Source organism: Bacillus clarus, from assembly GCF_000746925.1.
Classification (GTDB): Bacteria; Bacillota; Bacilli; order Bacillales; family Bacillaceae_G; genus Bacillus_A; species Bacillus_A clarus.
In genome coordinates, this window is the sequence record NZ_JMQC01000008.1 from 3,965,640 (window position 1) to 3,981,864 (window position 16,225).

Consider the following 16,225-nt stretch of genomic DNA (forward strand, 5'->3'; position numbering starts at 1 on the left):
TTTTTAAAAAAATACATAGGAAGTGGCAGCTTTGAATTGGAATCAAATATGGAAGAAAGATATGTATCTTTTAATTGTATTAATGGTGGTTGTTCCGATTGCTGGAGAGCTAAATTTTCATCCTTTTAATGATACGTTTCGTGTTAGCTTCGGCACACCACTATTCTTCTTTTTATTACTATTTTTAAGAAAAATACCAGCAGCTGCTGCAGGTATTCTTGTCGGTATATCTGTAGTCTTATTCCGTGTATGTCTTGACTGGGTATTGCAAGGTTCGTTCCATATGACAGAATCATTTTATTTGCGCTATCCTGTATTCTTCTATTATTTTATTTATGGAAGTCTTTTTTCGCTCTGTAGAGTGAATAAGTTTCATCAGAAGCCAATTGTTATTGGTTGCCTTGGGATTACAATTGAAATTATCGCAAGTATGTCAGAACTTGCGTTTTATCATATGTTAGTGCTTGGTACAACGATAACAGTTTCTGAAGTGAATAAACTGATCATTATTGCTATTTTTCGTAGTTTCTTTGCGCTTGGGTTTTTAAATATGATGAACTTATATGAGACGAAATTAAAAGAATCACAAGTTCGAAAAGAAAATGAAAATATGTTGATGCATCTTTCTAATTTATATGTAGAATCTGTTCATTTGAAAAAAACGTTACAAAATGCGGAATTAATTACACAAGAAGCGTATCAATTATATCGGAATTTACAAGAGAACGATGATTTGAGTAGTAAAACAGCATTGAAAATAGCGGGAGAAGTACACGAAATAAAAAAGGATAATCAAAGGATTTTTGCAGGATTATCTAAACTGTTATTAGATAAAAATGTGGCTGAGTATGTAGAAGGTCATGAGCTGGCGGAAATGATTGTGAGAATAAATGAGAAGTACGCTGACATGTTAGAAAAAGATATACGTTTTTCGGAATATATAGAAGGTGAGCATGCAGAATATCATGTGTACACGGTCTTATCGATTTTTAATAACTTAGTTGCAAATGCAGTTGAAGCAATTGAGGAAAGTGGTGTTATTATTATTAAGTTATATAAACTTGATAAACGTGTATTTTTTGAAGTAATTGACGATGGACCTGGTATTGCGCAAAAATATAAGAAACTAGTATTTAAGCCGGGGTTTACCTCAAAGTATGATCAAACGGGAACACCGTCAACAGGAATCGGACTTTCTTACATAAACGAAATGGTAACAGAACTCGGAGGAGAAGTAAGATTAGAAGACCGACAAACTGGCAGAGGGTGTAAGTTTGTCGTTTGTTTACCGGAATGCAGTTTAAAGCGGGAAGGGGAATAAAGTTGTTTTATTATATCGTAGATGATGATGAAGTTTTCCGCTCTATGCTATCGCAAATTATTGAAGATGGCGACCTTGGGGAAGTAGTTGGAGAATCTGAAGATGGGGCTTTTATTGAAGCGGATCAGTTAAATTTTAAGAAAGTAGATATTTTATTTATTGATTTATTAATGCCAATTAGGGATGGAATTGAAACAGTTCGTCATATTGCATCCGCTTTTACAGGGAAGATTATTATGATTTCTCAAGTTGAATCGAAACAGCTGATTGGTGAGGCGTATACACTCGGTGTTGAGTATTACATTACAAAGCCATTGAATAAAATTGAGGTTGTATCTGTAGTACGAAAAGTGATGGAACGCATTCGCTTAGAGCGCTCTATACATGATATTCAAAAATCGTTGAATAACGTTTTTCAATGGGAACAGCCGCAAGTACGAAATGAGCCAATGCAAGAAGGGAAAAAAATAACAGATTCAGGGCGTTATTTACTTTCAGAACTTGGTATTGCGGGAGAGAATGGAAGTAAAGATTTACTTAGTATGCTTGAATATTTATATGGGCAAGAAAAAGAGCAATCATTTGAATTTGGATTTCCTGTTTTGAAAGATATTTTTCATCATATAACTATAAAAAAATTAGGGAATACGGTTTCAGATTCAGATGCAGATAAAGAGAGAAAAGCTTCGGAACAAAGGGTACGTCGGGCGATTTATCAGTCGTTAAATCACTTAGCTTCCCTTGGTCTAACAGATTTTTCAAACCCGAAATTTGAAAGCTACGCTCCGAAGTTTTTTGATTTTACTGTAGTACGAAAACGCATGACGGAAATGACGAAGGATAAAGTAGCCGTTACTGGCCATACACGAATTAATACGAAGAAGTTTATTCAAGTGTTGTATTTTGAGGCGAAACGGTTGATGGAGATAGAATGAAAAAGGTGCTTATAAATAAGCATCTTTTTTGTTAAATCCGCATTTTATATTTTTACGTCTAGCATGTAAAATGTTAGGTAAGAGAAAATGGTTTTAAATTAAGGAAGTGTCAAAACAATGGGTTTTACATTAAATAAATCGATTATTAAAGAATTGTGCGGAGAAACCTCTTATAAAAGAGGAGAAACTTATTATCGATCAAATAAAGTGATAGTGAATCATTATGATGAAAATAAAGAGATTTGTGAGGCAACGGTAGAAGGGAACGAAGATTTTCATGTTACTGTAGAAAAAGCTAAAAAAGATGATATTGTAGCGAAATGTAGTTGTCCGTCATTAGCTTCTTTTCAAACGTATTGTCAACACGTTGCGGCTGTATTGTTATACATTAATTATAATCAGCAAATAGGCGAAATGTTGCCTATTAGTAGCGGAAATGTGACCGGAAATGAGCAATTAACAAGTGGTATGTTTCATTTGTTTGCGGAGAAACCACTGAGGCCAAAAAGTAAACAGCATCGATTTGATACACGTAAAATACTTGATGTAGAGTTTATTTGTACGCCAGTAGCTTCAAAAAATGGTGGGGCACTTATGGGGATTCAATTAAAACTCGCCAAGGTGTATTTCGTAAAACATATTAGAGAATTTCTTTCCAAAGTGGAGCAAAGAGAGTTTTTTATTTGCTCGAATGAATTTACGTATACACCGGATGTACATAGCTTCAGGCAAGAAACTGACGCGATTATTCAGCAGCTCATTAAAATTTATCATAACGAAAAAATGTATGAGGATACACTGGATGTGCATACAAAACAAGATGATAGTATGATTTTAATCCCGCCAGCTTCTTGGAAGGATATGCTTTCTTTACTTTCTAAATTAGAGTTTGTGACACTTAATCAAGACGGACAATCTTTTCATGGCTTACATATTTCAAAAGGACTACTTCCTTTACATTTTGAGTTTAATAAAGGGAGTAACGGTGGATTTACACTTCACATTGATGGCTTGCAACAAGTAGAAGTAATGGATACGTATAGCTATGCTCTATTTGGAGGGAAATTGTATCAGTTGAACGCGGAGGATTGCAATCGGCTTATCGAATTACAAAAAATGATGAATCGTTCTAGTAGTAATCAATTGTATATTCCGGCGGATAAGATGGAGCACTTTGTAGCAAGAGTTGTACCAGGTTTAATGAAGCTTGGAACTGTTCGCATTGATGAGGTAATATCAGATCGTGTCGAAACGCCTTCGCTAAAAGCAAAGTTGTATTTAGACCGGGTAAAAAACCGTTTGTTAGCGGGTTTAGAATTTCATTACGGAACTGTTGTTATTAACCCGTTAGAAGAGGATGGACAACCGTCTGTTTTTAATCGTGATGAGAAAAAGGAAAATGAGATTTTAGAAATTATGAATGATAGTGCCTTTGCAAAAACGGAAGGCGGTTATTTTATGCATAATGAAGACGCTGAATATAACTTTTTGTATCATGTCGTTCCAACGTTAAAAGGTTTACTTGATATTTATGCGACAACAGCAATCAAATTACGAATTCATAAAGGAAACACTGCACCTCTCATACGAATTAGGCGAAAAGAGCGAATAGATTGGTTATCTTTTCGTTTTGATATAAAAGGTATCCCAGAAGCTGAGATTAAAGGTGTATTAGTAGCTCTTGAAGAGAAGCGAAAATATTATCGATTAGCGAGTGGTGCTTTATTATCACTTGAGAGTAAAGAGTTTAATGACATTAATCAGTTTATAAAAGAATCTAGTATTCGAAAAGAATTTTTAAAAGGTGAAGAAATTGATGTACCCCTCATTCGTAGCGTGAAATGGATGAATTCACTTCAAGAAGGAACTGTTTTAAGTTTAGACGAATCGGTTCAAGAATTGGTAGAGAACATTCAAAACCCTAAAAAACTAAAATTTACTGTGCCGGATAGTCTAGGCGCGATAATGCGCGAGTATCAAATATACGGATTCCAGTGGATGAAAACACTTGCCTATTATCGTTTTGGGGGCATTTTAGCAGACGATATGGGACTCGGAAAAACGTTGCAAAGTATTGCTTTTATAGAATCTGTTTTGCCTGAAATTCGAGAGAAGAAACTGCCTATATTAGTTGTCTCTCCGTCTTCCCTCGTTTATAACTGGTTAAGTGAGTTGAGAAAATTCGCGCCACATATTAGAGCTGTTATTGCAGATGGGAACCAAACTGAGCGTCGCAAGCTTTTAAAAGATATTACAAAATTTGATGTTGTAATTACATCGTATCCTTTACTCAGAAGAGATATAAGATTATATGCGCAGCCGTTTCATACGTTATTTCTTGATGAAGCACAGGCGTTTAAAAATCATACGACGCAAACTGCGAAGGCAGTAAAAACGATTCAAGCAGAACATCGTTTCGGATTGACAGGAACACCTGTAGAAAATTCATTAGATGAGCTTTGGTCGATTTTTCATGTCGTTTTTCCAGAGTTATTACCAGGAAGGAAAGAGTTTAGCGATTTAAGGCGTGAAGATATTGCGAAGCGGGTAAAACCTTTCGTACTGCGGCGACTTAAAGAAGATGTATTACATGAATTACCAGAGAAAATCGAGCATTTACAATCATCAGAATTATTACCAGATCAAAAAACGCTTTATGCAGCTTATTTAGCGAAGTTAAGAGAAGAAACATTAAAGCATTTAGATAAAGATACGTTACGCAAAAATAAAATTAGGATTTTAGCTGGTTTAACGAGGCTTCGGCAAATTTGTTGTCATCCTGCTTTGTTTGTTGACGATTACAAAGGAAGCTCAGCTAAATTTGAACAACTTCTAGAAATTTTGGAGGAATGTAGAAGTACAGGAAAGAGAATTCTTATCTTCTCTCAATTTACGAAGATGCTTTCCATTATTGGGCGTGAATTAAATCGTCAAGCGATTCCATATTTTTATTTAGATGGAAATACACCAGCGCAAGATCGAGTAGAATTGTGTAATCGATTTAACGAAGGAGAAGGTGATTTATTCCTTATCTCACTAAAAGCTGGTGGCACCGGTCTAAATTTAACAGGTGCGGATACGGTAATACTGTATGATTTATGGTGGAATCCCGCTGTCGAACAACAAGCAGCGGATAGAGCGTATCGAATGGGACAAACAAACACGGTGCAAGTTATTAAATTAGTAGCACACGGGACAATTGAAGAAAAAATGCATGAGTTGCAGGAGAGTAAGAAAAATTTAATTGCTGAAATTATCGAGCCTGGAGAAGAGAAATTATCTTCGATTACAGAGGAAGATCTCCGAGATATTCTTATGATTTAATATCATAAATGTAAAAAAGCTATGCTTTCATAAATGTGAAAGTATAGCTTTTTATTATTGATGTAATAATTACACCCTTTTTCGTGCAAGGTAAATGAATCACCTGCTTTTTAGGTTATTTCTTTGTGCCCTTACTTGTATAAGGTTTCGCGTTTTTCTTTTTCTTAGCACTAGATTGCCAACGATTCCAGCCTTTACTTCCTGTACCTTGGCCTACACCTTTTTTCGGTTTCGCTTTCGTTTTACTCATATAATCACTCCGTTATTATAAAAAATCTACTTTGATAGTAGTCACTGTTTTTGAAATATATCCTCGTATGACTATGTTTGCTTCAAGTTAGAAAAAATAGCTGAATGCTATAGTATACCATAAAATTAACGGTATAGCGGAAAGGAATTACAAAGAAAATGAAAATGATAAGAAATACTGCAGATTCTATATTTAGGACTATTACACTTCTTGTTGTATATACGTTAGTTTCAATAAGTGAAACATTTTTCGGATTGACGAGGCAAAAGAAGTAAAGATGCTATATTAGAAACAATCAATAAAGCCGTAAAATAAAGAATTGAAAAATATTTTAAAACTTTTTGTTGACTTTCTCGTTTTTTTGTATAGAATAATCATTAATAAAATGTTTCAGAGATGTGACAACAAAACGACTATGAAAGGACGAGTAGTAGTAGGATGTAGTTTAAGCGAGTCAGGGACGGTGTGAGCCTGATACGAAGCCTATTATGAAGAACCTCCTGGAGTCGCTAACCGAAATCCTTTATAGGAAAGTAGACTTAGCCGGGAACTTCGCCGTTACAAGAAGAACAGTATCGAGATTTTTAATCTCCGTATTGTATAAGTGAGCAACCTCTGTTGCTAATTTGGGTGGTACCGCGGAACCAAAGCCTTTCGTCCCAGTTTTTTTGGGAAAGAAGGGCTTTTTTTGTTGGCTTCTTTCCACTACATCCAAACATTTTAGGAGGAAACAGGCATGTATCAATCATTAATGACAGTAAGAGAGACACAAATCGCAATTAAGGAAGTTAAAACATTTTTCGAGGATCAATTAGCAAAACGTCTTGGATTATTCCGCGTATCTGCACCATTATTTGTAACAAAAAAATCAGGCTTAAACGATCACTTAAACGGTGTGGAACGTCCGATTGAATTCGATATGCTACATTCGGGAGAAGAATTAGAAATTGTTCATTCACTAGCGAAGTGGAAACGATTTGCATTACATGAATATGGATATGAAGCTGGTGAAGGTTTATATACAAACATGAACGCGATTCGTCGTGATGAAGAACTTGATGCAACGCATTCTATTTACGTTGACCAATGGGATTGGGAAAAAATCGTTCAAAAAGAATGGCGTACTGTAGACTACTTGCAAGAAACAGTACGAACAATTTATGGAATATTCAAAGATTTAGAAGATCACTTATTTGAAAAATATCCGTTTCTTGGGAAATATTTACCGGAAGATGTTGTTTTTATTACTTCTCAAGAACTAGAAGATAAATATCCAGAGTTAACGCCGAAAGATCGTGAGCACGCAATTGCGAAAGAACATGGTGCAGTCTTTATTATGGGAATTGGTGACGTGCTTCGCTCTGGTGAGAAGCATGATGGACGCGCATCTGATTATGACGATTGGAAATTAAACGGTGACATCTTATTCTGGCACCCAGTACTACAATCTTCATTTGAACTATCATCAATGGGAATTCGTGTTGATAGTAAATCACTTGACGAGCAGCTAACGAAAACTGGAGAAGATTTCAAACGTGATTACGATTTCCATAAAGGAATTTTAGAAGATGTGCTGCCATTAACAATTGGTGGTGGTATTGGACAATCAAGAATGTGTATGTACTTCTTACGTAAAGCACATATCGGTGAAGTTCAATCTTCTGTATGGCCTGACGATTTACGTGAAGCTTGTAAGAAAGAAAACATTCATTTATTTTAAAATAAAGTAATTTCATATATTTGAGAGAGGATAGTTAGTTCTGTATGGAGCTACTATCCTTTTTATATTGAGAAGAAAATAATGTAACACGATTTTCCTAAATAAAAAATAACAACAAAGAATTTTCTCTTTGCTGTTATTTTCGAGAGTACATATGAAATTAGTTCATTTGTACTAACGGTTCAATTTTTGCCATAAATGATTGATGAAGTGCTTCGACACCCGTTACTAAATGAAGGCGGTCAATAACGACAGACACTTTAATTTCAGATGTACTTACCATTTTAATATGAATATCTTCTTCTTTTAATGTTGTGAACATATTCGCAGCAACACCTGGATTAGATACCATGCCTGATCCTACAATCGATACTTTTGCTAAATGATTTTCATATTCTACAGATTCATAGTGAAGAGCTTCTTGATTTTGTTCTAACACTTCTAAAGTCTCTCTTAAATCATTAGAGTGAATGGAGAAGGAGAGGTGGACAGTTCCTTCATTTGTAATACTTTGAATAATAATATCTACATTAATATGTGCCTCTGCTAACGTAGAGAAAATTGTTGAAAGTGAACCTTGCTCTAATCCTTTAATTGTTACGCGTGTAATATTATCCTCAAATGCAATACCTTTTACGATTGATTGTTGTTCCATGTTACATTCTCCCCTTACAATTGTTCCGTTTTCTTGTTCCATGCTTGAACGAACTTCTAAAACTACATTATGGTTTTTGGCGAATTCAACAGCACGCGGATGTAATACGCCAGCACCGAGGTTTGCCAGTTCTAACATTTCATCATAAGAAATTTCATCTAATTTATAAGCATCTTGCACAACGCGTGGATCAGTTGTGTAAACGCCTGTCACATCTGTATAAATATCACATTTTTTTGCTTTTAAAGCAGCCGCTAATGCAACGGCAGTCGTATCAGAACCACCACGTCCAAGTGTTGTAATTTCATTTTCTGCACTTATTCCTTGGAAACCAGCTACAATAACGATCGTGCCTTCAGCAAGATAGGATTGAATACGATTCGTGTTAATGTCAGTAATCCGTGCACTACTATGTACAGATTCTGTCGTAATACCAGCTTGCCATCCTGTTAAGGAAATTGCGTTATAACCTTTTGTTTGCAGTGCCATTGTTAATAAAGAAATGGTTACTTGTTCTCCTGTTGTGAGAAGCATATCCATTTCACGTTTACTCGGATTTTCAGTAATAGCGTTAGCGAGTGCTACAAGTTCATCTGTATTTTTTCCCATTGCCGAAACGACAGAGACAATACTATGTCCTCGTTCATATTCTTCAATAATTAAATTTGCTACGTGTTGAATGCGTTCGATACTTCCGACAGAAGTACCGCCAAATTTTTGTACAATCGTTTCCATTAAAAATTCCTTCTTTCGTCCATTTTTTAAAATGAATTAGGACATATACAAATCCCAATATTCCTGTAGTTACCAGAGAGAAAAACAAAAAACACCATCTCAAATAAGTGAGGATGGTGCTGTTACAGGAAAAGGGAAACAGAAAAAGAGCTAATAAAAAAACCGCCAAAAAAGGAATATCATAAAAATGATATCTCTTTTTTGTAGATAGCTCTTCATACGTACACGTCTGTACATATGACAGTTCTGTTTCTATTCGAAAACAGCCCCAATTGATAAATACAGAGAAATTTATCAATTTCGGCAACACTTCCTTTTTTCTAAACTCATCGACATCTCTGTGTCTCCTTTAGAATACTTATAAGTGCTGCAACCTCTATCTCACGTTTTAGGCGAGAGTGTTTGATTTATGAAGTTGTTGGTAACATTTGTTTTATAATAATTTAAATTTTTCAGGGAATCAAGTGTTTTGATTGTATTTTTAAAATTCAGTTTATTTAACTTGGCTGGAAAATGCATGTAGTATGTGAAAATAGTAGCAAAAAATATATTTTGGATATACATTAAAAGTATAGAGAGTTGGGGGTGGATGAATGAAGAAGAAAAGGCCAATTTATGTCGCAACCGAAATAGAAACATCGATGGAAGAATTGTGGGAATACACACAAAACCCAGACATACATACAGAATGGGATGCGCGGTTCGCTGAAATTTCGTATTTAGAGAAAAAAGAGGGAGAACCGCAGCGGTTTTTATATAAAACGAAGGTTGGATTGGGACTTGAAATAGCTGGGGAAGGCGAATCGATAGGTGAAATAAGAAAGGAAACTGGGGAGCGAATTTCTTCTTTGAAATTTTGGACAGGCAATAAACTATCACTTATTCAGATAGGACGTGGCTATTGGAAGTATACACCGGATGGAGAATACATTCATTTTGAAACGCAATATGATTATGATACGAGATTTGGTGGTATAGGAAAGGTTATAGATTTATACGTTTTCCGTCCGTTATTAGGTTGGGCGACGGCATGGAGTTTTGATGCCCTCAAATTATGGTTAGAAAAGGGGCTTCATCCAAGCTTGTTAATAAGAAGAGCAATGACATATTGGCTCGTTTGTTTTTTATTTGCCTTCGTATGGTTATATCAAGGGATTGTACCGAAAATAATTTTTACTCATCCAGAAGAAGTGAAGATGCTTTCTGTATTTGTTGGATCGAATGAAAGTAGTATTTTTATACTTAAAATAGTTGGTTTTCTAGAAATGATATTTGGTGTTATATGGATATTACCACTTCAAAAACGAAAATTATTTATACTGCATATTATTATGTTAATAGTCTTAGCAATTGTGGCAGGATTTACGAATATCTCAAGCTTTACGCAACCATTTAACCCAATTACGTTAAATTTTGTGCTAATCGGATTATCATTTATCGGTTATATGAATAGTTGTGATGTGCCAAGTGCAAGAAATTGTAGGAGGACGAGAAGGGGATAAATGTATGGCTAATATTTATGAAAGATTATTAGGAGATTCCTATAAGAAGCTTCATCCAAAATTACAGAAACGCTATGAGATTACAGAAGAAAATAGCTTTATCGGAGAAGGAAAGATGGATGAAATTTATGGAGGATCCTTTTTCGTTAAATTGGTTTTAAAGCTTGCATCAAAGTTTCGTATGTTTTTCTCAGAAAGGGGAAAAGAAATTCCATTCATCATCCATAATACTGCGGAGAGAGACAGGCAAGGAAAGGAATTTGTAAGGTGGAATCGTACTTTTCATTTTAATAAAAAGAAGCGCTATTTCAATGCTGTTATGTATTTAGATGAGAAGGAAAAAGAAATTGTGGATTACTTTGGTGAACCGTATTTACTCGTATCTACGCTTTCTTTTCATATTGATGAACAAGGTGGAATGCATATTTCTTCAAAAAAACAATGGTTTTACATGTTTGGGAGAAAGATTCCACTGCCGAAAATTTTATATGGTGAGGCGAAAATTATTGAGTATTATGATGATTCATTGCAATGTTTTCGAATTCATGTTCAAGTACAAAATCCGTTAATTGGTTCACTTTTTTCATATAAGGGAACATTTGTAGAAAGGGAATAAACATTCATGAGAAATATAGTTTTTGGTTTAGTTTGTTATATTATTTTTCTTATATGCGAGTGGTCGAAATTAAATCCTGTTGAAGCAATTATATTGTTATCTGTACTCTTATTTATACCAATGTCATTTTGTATTGTTGACAAAAAAACAAGAAATGGTTCGGATTTATTACTTTTTAAAGGAATATCGTTTCTATACCCGCTTGCAGGGATTAGTGCAATGCTCGCTTTCGTAACAAATCATTTTTTCTTTGCGCTTATTTGGTTCCTATACACAGGTGTTATTGCATTATTTGGCGCTAGTAGATTGCTAGAAAGAGGATGGAAACCGTTAGAAGAAGTGGCGATAGATAGTGCATTTATCTACTTGTTTTTAGGTGGTTTTTGGTTTTTTGCTTCTGTAACTAAGCTTTCAATTATGCAGTTTAGTTCTGATATTGTGCTCTTAACAGCCGCTCATTTTCATTACTCAGCATTTTTATTACCGTTATCAGCTGGTTTGCTTGGAAGGAAAAGAGATAAGAGAAGTAAGTTATATGACGCTATTATATTTATTATAGTCATTTCACCAATGACAGTTGCAATTGGTATTACATATTCAAGAATGTTTGAATTTCTTGCAGTATTGATTTATTTATGTGCTCTTTATGGCTATGGTAGTTACGTCTGGAAAATAAAATTCCATTTCATAAGCGCAAAGATTCTTCTTATTCTTTCATCCAGTACACTTATGGTAACAATTCTGTTTTCGTTAATGTACTCATACGGGAATTTTAAACAAACGATGACGATTTCAATTTCACAAATGGTTTGGATTCATGGTGTTGTGAATGGAATTGGAGTAGCATTACCAGCTTTTATTGGCTGGATGATTGAAAGAAATGTTCCAGCGTATATTCATTACGGAAAACAAATGAGTCAGTTGAAAGGGAAAGTAAAAGTTGGAGAGAACTTCTTCCAACAACAAAAATTAGTAGAGAATAGAGAATATGCCGGGCTTGTTGATAAAATGAGTGATTTTGATAGTAATAAATTTAATGAAAGTAAAGTCTCTTTGGGTATTACTCATTTTTATGAGAATACGCGAGATTATCATTTGCAAGCGAATATTAAATGGTCTTCTTGGTTTCGTCCCTTTGCATTTTGCTATGAAAAGATGAGTAAATATGTGCAGCAAATTCATTTAGGAATGGGCGGTAAGTGGGAAGTGATGCACGGCCGCATCATCGCTATAAAAGACGAAAGAGATGGGAGAGAAAATGTTCGGGCCTGGGTCCGAAAGAATGAAAAAGATGAAACAATTTTTATAGCTCTTTATTCTCAGCACGCATATAACGGAGAAACATATATGAATATCGCATTGCCTTTACCGTACTCTAACATGACCGGTATTTTAAAGTTATGTAATGATGATAATCATTTAATAATTACAAGTAAGCTAAGAGAGAATGGCGGGGGAGATGAGGGGATTTACTTACATACTCGTTTCTTTACAATACGTTTACCGTTAGCAGAAACTTTTATTATACAAGAGAGAGATAGTGGAGCTTTGACAGCCCAGCATAGGATGTGGATATTGGGGATTAAGTTTTTAGAGGTTCACTATGATATTAAAAAAATAGAGAAGGTGTAGAAAAGCTTGGATAGATTTCCAAGCTTTTTTAAGTGCTTGTAATTGTCACAGAAACTTGTTTCTCTAAATCTTTATCTCAGACACGTTGAATTTCAAAAGTGCCTTTCTCAAAAAATAATTGAAATCGTTCTTTAAAGCAATCTTGCATTGGTAAATGCAATGCTTCATCAATTGAAATCCACAATAATTCGCCTTCAGGAGGATTTTTCAGAAGGTATCTTTCAAATGTATCTGTCCAATAGTTGAAAACCATATATCTTATATTTTCCTTTGGATTTACGTACTTATCTAATCCTTTAAAAATTAAACTTGAAACAATTAATCCAGTTTCTTCTTTCACTTTTCTAATAGCCGCTTGGACAATACTTTCTGGAAATTCTACTTTTCCGTCAGGGGCTAAGTAGCCAGGAAAACCTAAATGGTTTGGCCGTTTTATTAGCAAAACTTTGTTACTTTTTTGGATCATACACATTGTATACAGTCGATGCACTATATACTTCCAATTTGTACTCATAATCAATTATCCCTCTTTGTAGTATGAGTAGTTTTTAGTTATAGTGTAAATTTTTTACACCTTTAAATATCGCCTAACAAAATAAATGTAGATTACTTATTTATAGTTTAGCATATAGAGTGAGGGGGGGAGAAATGATATGTTTTATCTCCTTTTACTTTTATAAATTAATATATATATAGATTAAAAAATAAGAAAAAGCTAGATTAGTTTATTTTAATCACGTATACTTTTAACGCTGACTAATTTATCTCGTTATGTATAAATGAATCCTTGTTGCTCTCTACATAAGAATTAAATCTTTAATAGAGCGGATCTGAGTATTACTTTAATTGAGAGTTTGTTAGTTTGATAGAAAAAATTACTATAAAAGGGAGGCAAGTTAACACGGAACGAGAACATACATAACGTGTTAAAAATTTATGAAAAAAGTTATTTCTAATGTTTTAGCAATGACAGTTGCATTGCAGGTGGCGCTGGCCCCAACGACTTCGTTTGCGGCTACTAAGGAGTTTTCAGATGTACCTAAAGGTCACTGGGCATATGATGCAATTAATGATTTAACATCTAAAAATATTATTGCGGGATATGATAACGGTAAGTTCGGTCTTGGAGATGATGTGACACGCGAACAAGTAGCGGCATTAATGTATCGCGTACTAAAGCCAGAAGCAAAAAATGAATATAAAAATCCATATCCTGATGTAAGCCCGAGTACAACGATGTTCCCAAATGAAATTTTAGCTTTAACGGAGATGGGAATCTTTAAGGGGGATGATAAGGGGAATTTTAGACCTAAAGCATCTTTAACTCGGGCTGAAATGGCGGTTGTTTTACATAAGGCTTTTAAATTAGAAATAAAGGCTAATCACACATTTAATGACGTAGATCCAAATTCATGGGCAAAAGATGCGATTAGTGCACTGCAGTCTAATGGTATTGCTACAGGGGATGGAACTGGTAGATTTAATCCAACAGGTGTTTTAACACGTGAAGAATATGCGCAATTTTTATATAATGCAATGGCATCGTATATAAATTTAAATGTAACATTACCATCTAGTGTGACAGAGCAAGAGATTGATAATTATATTAAAAGATATCATCCAGATAGCCCGTTAGTTGGAACTGGACAAGACTTTATTAAAGCTCAAAATGAATATGGTGTGAATGCTCTTTATTTAGCAGCGCATGCGATTTTAGAATCTGGATATGGAAAATCAGAAATTGCATATCGCAAACATAATTTATTTGGGTTAAAGGCATATGATTGGGATCCATTTGCAAACGCAAAATATTTATCATCTTATGGACAAAGTATTGCTTACAATGCTGATTATGTAAGAAAGAATTATTTAGAAAAAACAGGACCATATTTTAATGGTTATACTTTAACTGATATGAATGTTATGTATTCAACAGATAAAGAGTGGGCTAGTAAGATTGCTAATATAATGGAGCGAATTAAGCCTTTTAACAAAAAAGATTATCAAAATTTAAAACAACTACCGAAAAATCCGAATACATTAAATGTGAATGCGTTAAGCAATGAAATTCCATATAAAGATTTAGGGAGTAGAGAAGTAGCTGTTCAATCTTCAGGAAAGTATTATCATGTGCCATATCCATTCGATTTTACAATTAAGAGTGTACCGAATATTACACAAAATGAAGTTGGAAAATTAGAGAATGGGACTAAAGTGACCATTTACCGTGAAGATCCAAATGGATGGGTAGAATTCTCCTTAAAAGGTAGTACAGAAAAATATTGGACATTAAAAAGTAATGTAACAATGTAGTGATATGAAACTAAGAAAAGGTGTTTCCGAATAGGAAACACCTTTTTGTGTTAAAAGTTTGTTTTCTCATAATCTTCTCGTAGTATTCCGAAGCATGTGAGATCCATAGGTTTATTCCATTTTATAACGTGTTGTTTTAATGTTCCCTCATGTTTCATTCCAATCTTCTCCATAATCCGCCATGAACCAGGATTCTCTATAAATACAGTGGCAAATATTTTGTTTAATTGAAGATCAGTGAATCCATAATATAGAAGTGCTTTTGATGCTTTTGTTTGCTACACTTATTTATCTGGATATATTAACAATTACGCTTTTATATATATTAGTGGCTATGTACGGACTTATGGAAGGAATATTTCAGCCGGCATATGCAGCTGTAAGAGCGAAAGTATTTATACCAGAAATTCGAACTGCAGCTAATGCATTGACACAAATGAGCAATCAAGGTATACGGTTAATGGGACCAGCACTCGGTGGGTTAATCGTTTCGGCTATGTCCGCTGAAATAGGGTTTGGGCTAGATGCGGTCACCTATTTGCTATCGTTTCTATGTTTATTATTTTTAAAAGATATAAAGTTTCATAAAATGCAGAAAGCAGAAAAACAGAAAGTAGATATGAAAAAGGATTTTATAGAAGGGATAGTCGTATTAAAAAGTCACCCGTGGTTATGGATTACAATTTTAGTCTTTGCATTCGTTAATATTTGTTACGCTGGAATTATAGTCGTATTAATTCCGTGGTTGTTCAATGTTCATCACCAGTTTGAAGCGTTCGTTTACGGGTTAGGAATGGCATGTTCTGGCGGTGGAGCTGTAATTGCTGCGCTTATTTTCGGCGGGAAACAGCATTGGCATAAATGAGGGTTATTTGCTTATGGTGGGGTTTTGCTTAGTGGATTCGCACTTTTCATGATGCCATTTGTTTCATGGGCTCCTGCATTAGTTGGATTAATGGCAATTGAAGGACTCGGTATGATGATATTCGGATTAATTTAGGAAACGAGCTTACAAGAACTCGTATCAGAAGAAGCTTTTGGAAGAGTAGCGATTCTTGATATGCTTGGTTCTTTTGCGCTATTGCCATTAGGATATGTAGTTGTTGGTTAGCAAATGTGATTGGTGGAGAAATAACAATAACTATTTTAGCGCTTTTAGTAATTATTACGATTGGGGTGGCGTTATCGGTGCCGAGTATTCGGCAGTTTGATTAAGTTGGGG

12 protein-coding genes, 1 pseudogene, 1 riboswitch and 1 other annotated feature are annotated in these 16,225 nt (G+C 34.6%); of the genes and pseudogenes, 9 read left to right on the forward strand and 4 right to left on the reverse strand.

All coding sequences use genetic code 11. From position 1 onward, the window contains the following. The first annotated feature begins 22 nt into the window (after positions 1–22). The 3 genes from DJ93_RS21290 (at position 23) to DJ93_RS21300 (ending at position 5,580) form a co-directional block, all read left to right on the forward strand. Positions 23–1,321, forward strand: coding sequence for a sensor histidine kinase (locus DJ93_RS21290; RefSeq protein ID WP_117287832.1), 1,299 nt, complete (start codon positions 23–25; stop codon positions 1,319–1,321). 2 nt (positions 1,322–1,323) lie between these two features. Beyond that, a complete protein-coding gene (locus DJ93_RS21295) occupies positions 1,324–2,256 on the forward strand; it encodes a response regulator (protein WP_042983090.1) in 933 nt (310 codons plus the stop codon). A gap of 117 nt (positions 2,257–2,373) precedes the next feature. Then, complete coding sequence (locus DJ93_RS21300) at positions 2,374–5,580, forward strand: DEAD/DEAH box helicase (protein ID WP_042983091.1); 3,207 nt, start codon at positions 2,374–2,376, stop codon at positions 5,578–5,580. A gap of 115 nt (positions 5,581–5,695) precedes the next feature. Here DJ93_RS21300 and DJ93_RS21305 read toward each other — a convergent pair whose 3' ends face one another. After that, the gene (locus DJ93_RS21305) at positions 5,696–5,830 is read right to left on the reverse strand and encodes a DUF3934 domain-containing protein (RefSeq protein WP_042983092.1); all 135 of its coding nucleotides are present in this window, start codon (positions 5,828–5,830) and stop codon (positions 5,696–5,698) included. Positions 5,831–6,236: 406 nt separating this feature from the next. Continuing rightward, positions 6,237–6,495, forward strand: a binding site (T-box leader). Between the two features lie 71 nt (positions 6,496–6,566). Here DJ93_RS21305 and asnA point away from each other — a divergent pair. After that, positions 6,567–7,550 (forward strand): aspartate--ammonia ligase, encoded by a 984-nt coding sequence (gene asnA / locus DJ93_RS21310; RefSeq protein ID WP_042983094.1) that lies wholly within the window; start codon positions 6,567–6,569, stop codon positions 7,548–7,550. A 160-nt stretch (positions 7,551–7,710) separates the two neighbouring features. Here the strand turns inward: asnA and DJ93_RS21315 are convergent, their stop codons facing one another. Next, the gene (locus DJ93_RS21315; protein WP_042983095.1) at positions 7,711–8,940 is read right to left on the reverse strand and encodes an aspartate kinase; all 1,230 of its coding nucleotides are present in this window, start codon (positions 8,938–8,940) and stop codon (positions 7,711–7,713) included. A 200-nt stretch (positions 8,941–9,140) separates the two neighbouring features. Beyond that, positions 9,141–9,327: riboswitch (Lysine riboswitch) on the reverse strand. A 206-nt stretch (positions 9,328–9,533) separates the two neighbouring features. Here DJ93_RS21315 and DJ93_RS21320 point away from each other — a divergent pair. From DJ93_RS21320 to DJ93_RS21330, 3 genes are read left to right on the forward strand one after another with little or no spacing between them, the layout of a single operon-like run. Continuing rightward, positions 9,534–10,442 carry a DoxX-like family protein gene (locus tag DJ93_RS21320; protein WP_042983096.1) on the forward strand — a complete coding sequence of 303 codons (909 nt, stop codon included), beginning with the start codon at positions 9,534–9,536 and terminating at the stop codon, positions 10,440–10,442. Between the two features lie 4 nt (positions 10,443–10,446). Further along, positions 10,447–11,058, forward strand: coding sequence for a DUF4166 domain-containing protein (locus DJ93_RS21325; protein WP_042983097.1), 612 nt, complete (start codon positions 10,447–10,449; stop codon positions 11,056–11,058). Between the two features lie 6 nt (positions 11,059–11,064). After that, the gene (locus DJ93_RS21330) at positions 11,065–12,690 is read left to right on the forward strand and encodes a YndJ family protein (protein ID WP_042983098.1); all 1,626 of its coding nucleotides are present in this window, start codon (positions 11,065–11,067) and stop codon (positions 12,688–12,690) included. Between the two features lie 76 nt (positions 12,691–12,766). On the opposite strand, the gene DJ93_RS21335 is transcribed toward DJ93_RS21330, so the two are convergent. Next, positions 12,767–13,204 (reverse strand): 8-oxo-dGTP diphosphatase, encoded by a 438-nt coding sequence (locus DJ93_RS21335; protein WP_042983099.1) that lies wholly within the window; start codon positions 13,202–13,204, stop codon positions 12,767–12,769. Positions 13,205–13,626: 422 nt separating this feature from the next. Here DJ93_RS21335 and DJ93_RS21340 point away from each other — a divergent pair, with 422 nt between their 5' ends. After that, positions 13,627–15,003: an S-layer homology domain-containing protein gene (locus DJ93_RS21340; protein WP_042983100.1), complete on the forward strand. Its 1,377-nt coding sequence runs from the start codon at positions 13,627–13,629 to the stop codon at positions 15,001–15,003. 50 nt (positions 15,004–15,053) lie between these two features. On the opposite strand, the gene DJ93_RS34865 is transcribed toward DJ93_RS21340, so the two are convergent. Beyond that, positions 15,054–15,221: a GNAT family N-acetyltransferase gene (locus DJ93_RS34865; RefSeq protein WP_374937158.1), complete on the reverse strand. Its 168-nt coding sequence runs from the start codon at positions 15,219–15,221 to the stop codon at positions 15,054–15,056. Positions 15,222–15,253: 32 nt separating this feature from the next. On the opposite strand from DJ93_RS34865, the pseudogene DJ93_RS21350 reads away from it, so the two are divergent. Then, positions 15,254–16,218 (forward strand): annotated as a pseudogene (locus DJ93_RS21350) (MFS transporter); the annotation flags it as partial. Between the last annotated feature and the right edge of the window lie 7 nt (positions 16,219–16,225).

Bases quoted from the DNA above. Each gene is read 5' to 3' on its own strand.
- DJ93_RS21325 (WP_042983097.1), top strand. From the start codon at position 10,447: ATGGCTAATATTTATGAAAGATTATTAGGAGATTCCTATAAGAAGCTT.
- asnA (WP_042983094.1), top strand. From the start codon at position 6,567: ATGTATCAATCATTAATGACAGTAAGAGAGACACAAATCGCAATTAAG.
- DJ93_RS21300 (WP_042983091.1), top strand. From the start codon at position 2,374: ATGGGTTTTACATTAAATAAATCGATTATTAAAGAATTGTGCGGAGAA.
- DJ93_RS21340 (WP_042983100.1), top strand. From the start codon at position 13,627: ATGAAAAAAGTTATTTCTAATGTTTTAGCAATGACAGTTGCATTGCAG.
- DJ93_RS21330 (WP_042983098.1), top strand. From the start codon at position 11,065: ATGAGAAATATAGTTTTTGGTTTAGTTTGTTATATTATTTTTCTTATA.
- DJ93_RS21315 (WP_042983095.1), bottom strand. From the start codon at position 8,940: ATGGAAACGATTGTACAAAAATTTGGCGGTACTTCTGTCGGAAGTATC.
- DJ93_RS21320 (WP_042983096.1), top strand. From the start codon at position 9,534: ATGAAGAAGAAAAGGCCAATTTATGTCGCAACCGAAATAGAAACATCG.
- DJ93_RS21335 (WP_042983099.1), bottom strand. From the start codon at position 13,204: ATGAGTACAAATTGGAAGTATATAGTGCATCGACTGTATACAATGTGT.
- DJ93_RS21305 (WP_042983092.1), bottom strand. From the start codon at position 5,830: ATGAGTAAAACGAAAGCGAAACCGAAAAAAGGTGTAGGCCAAGGTACA.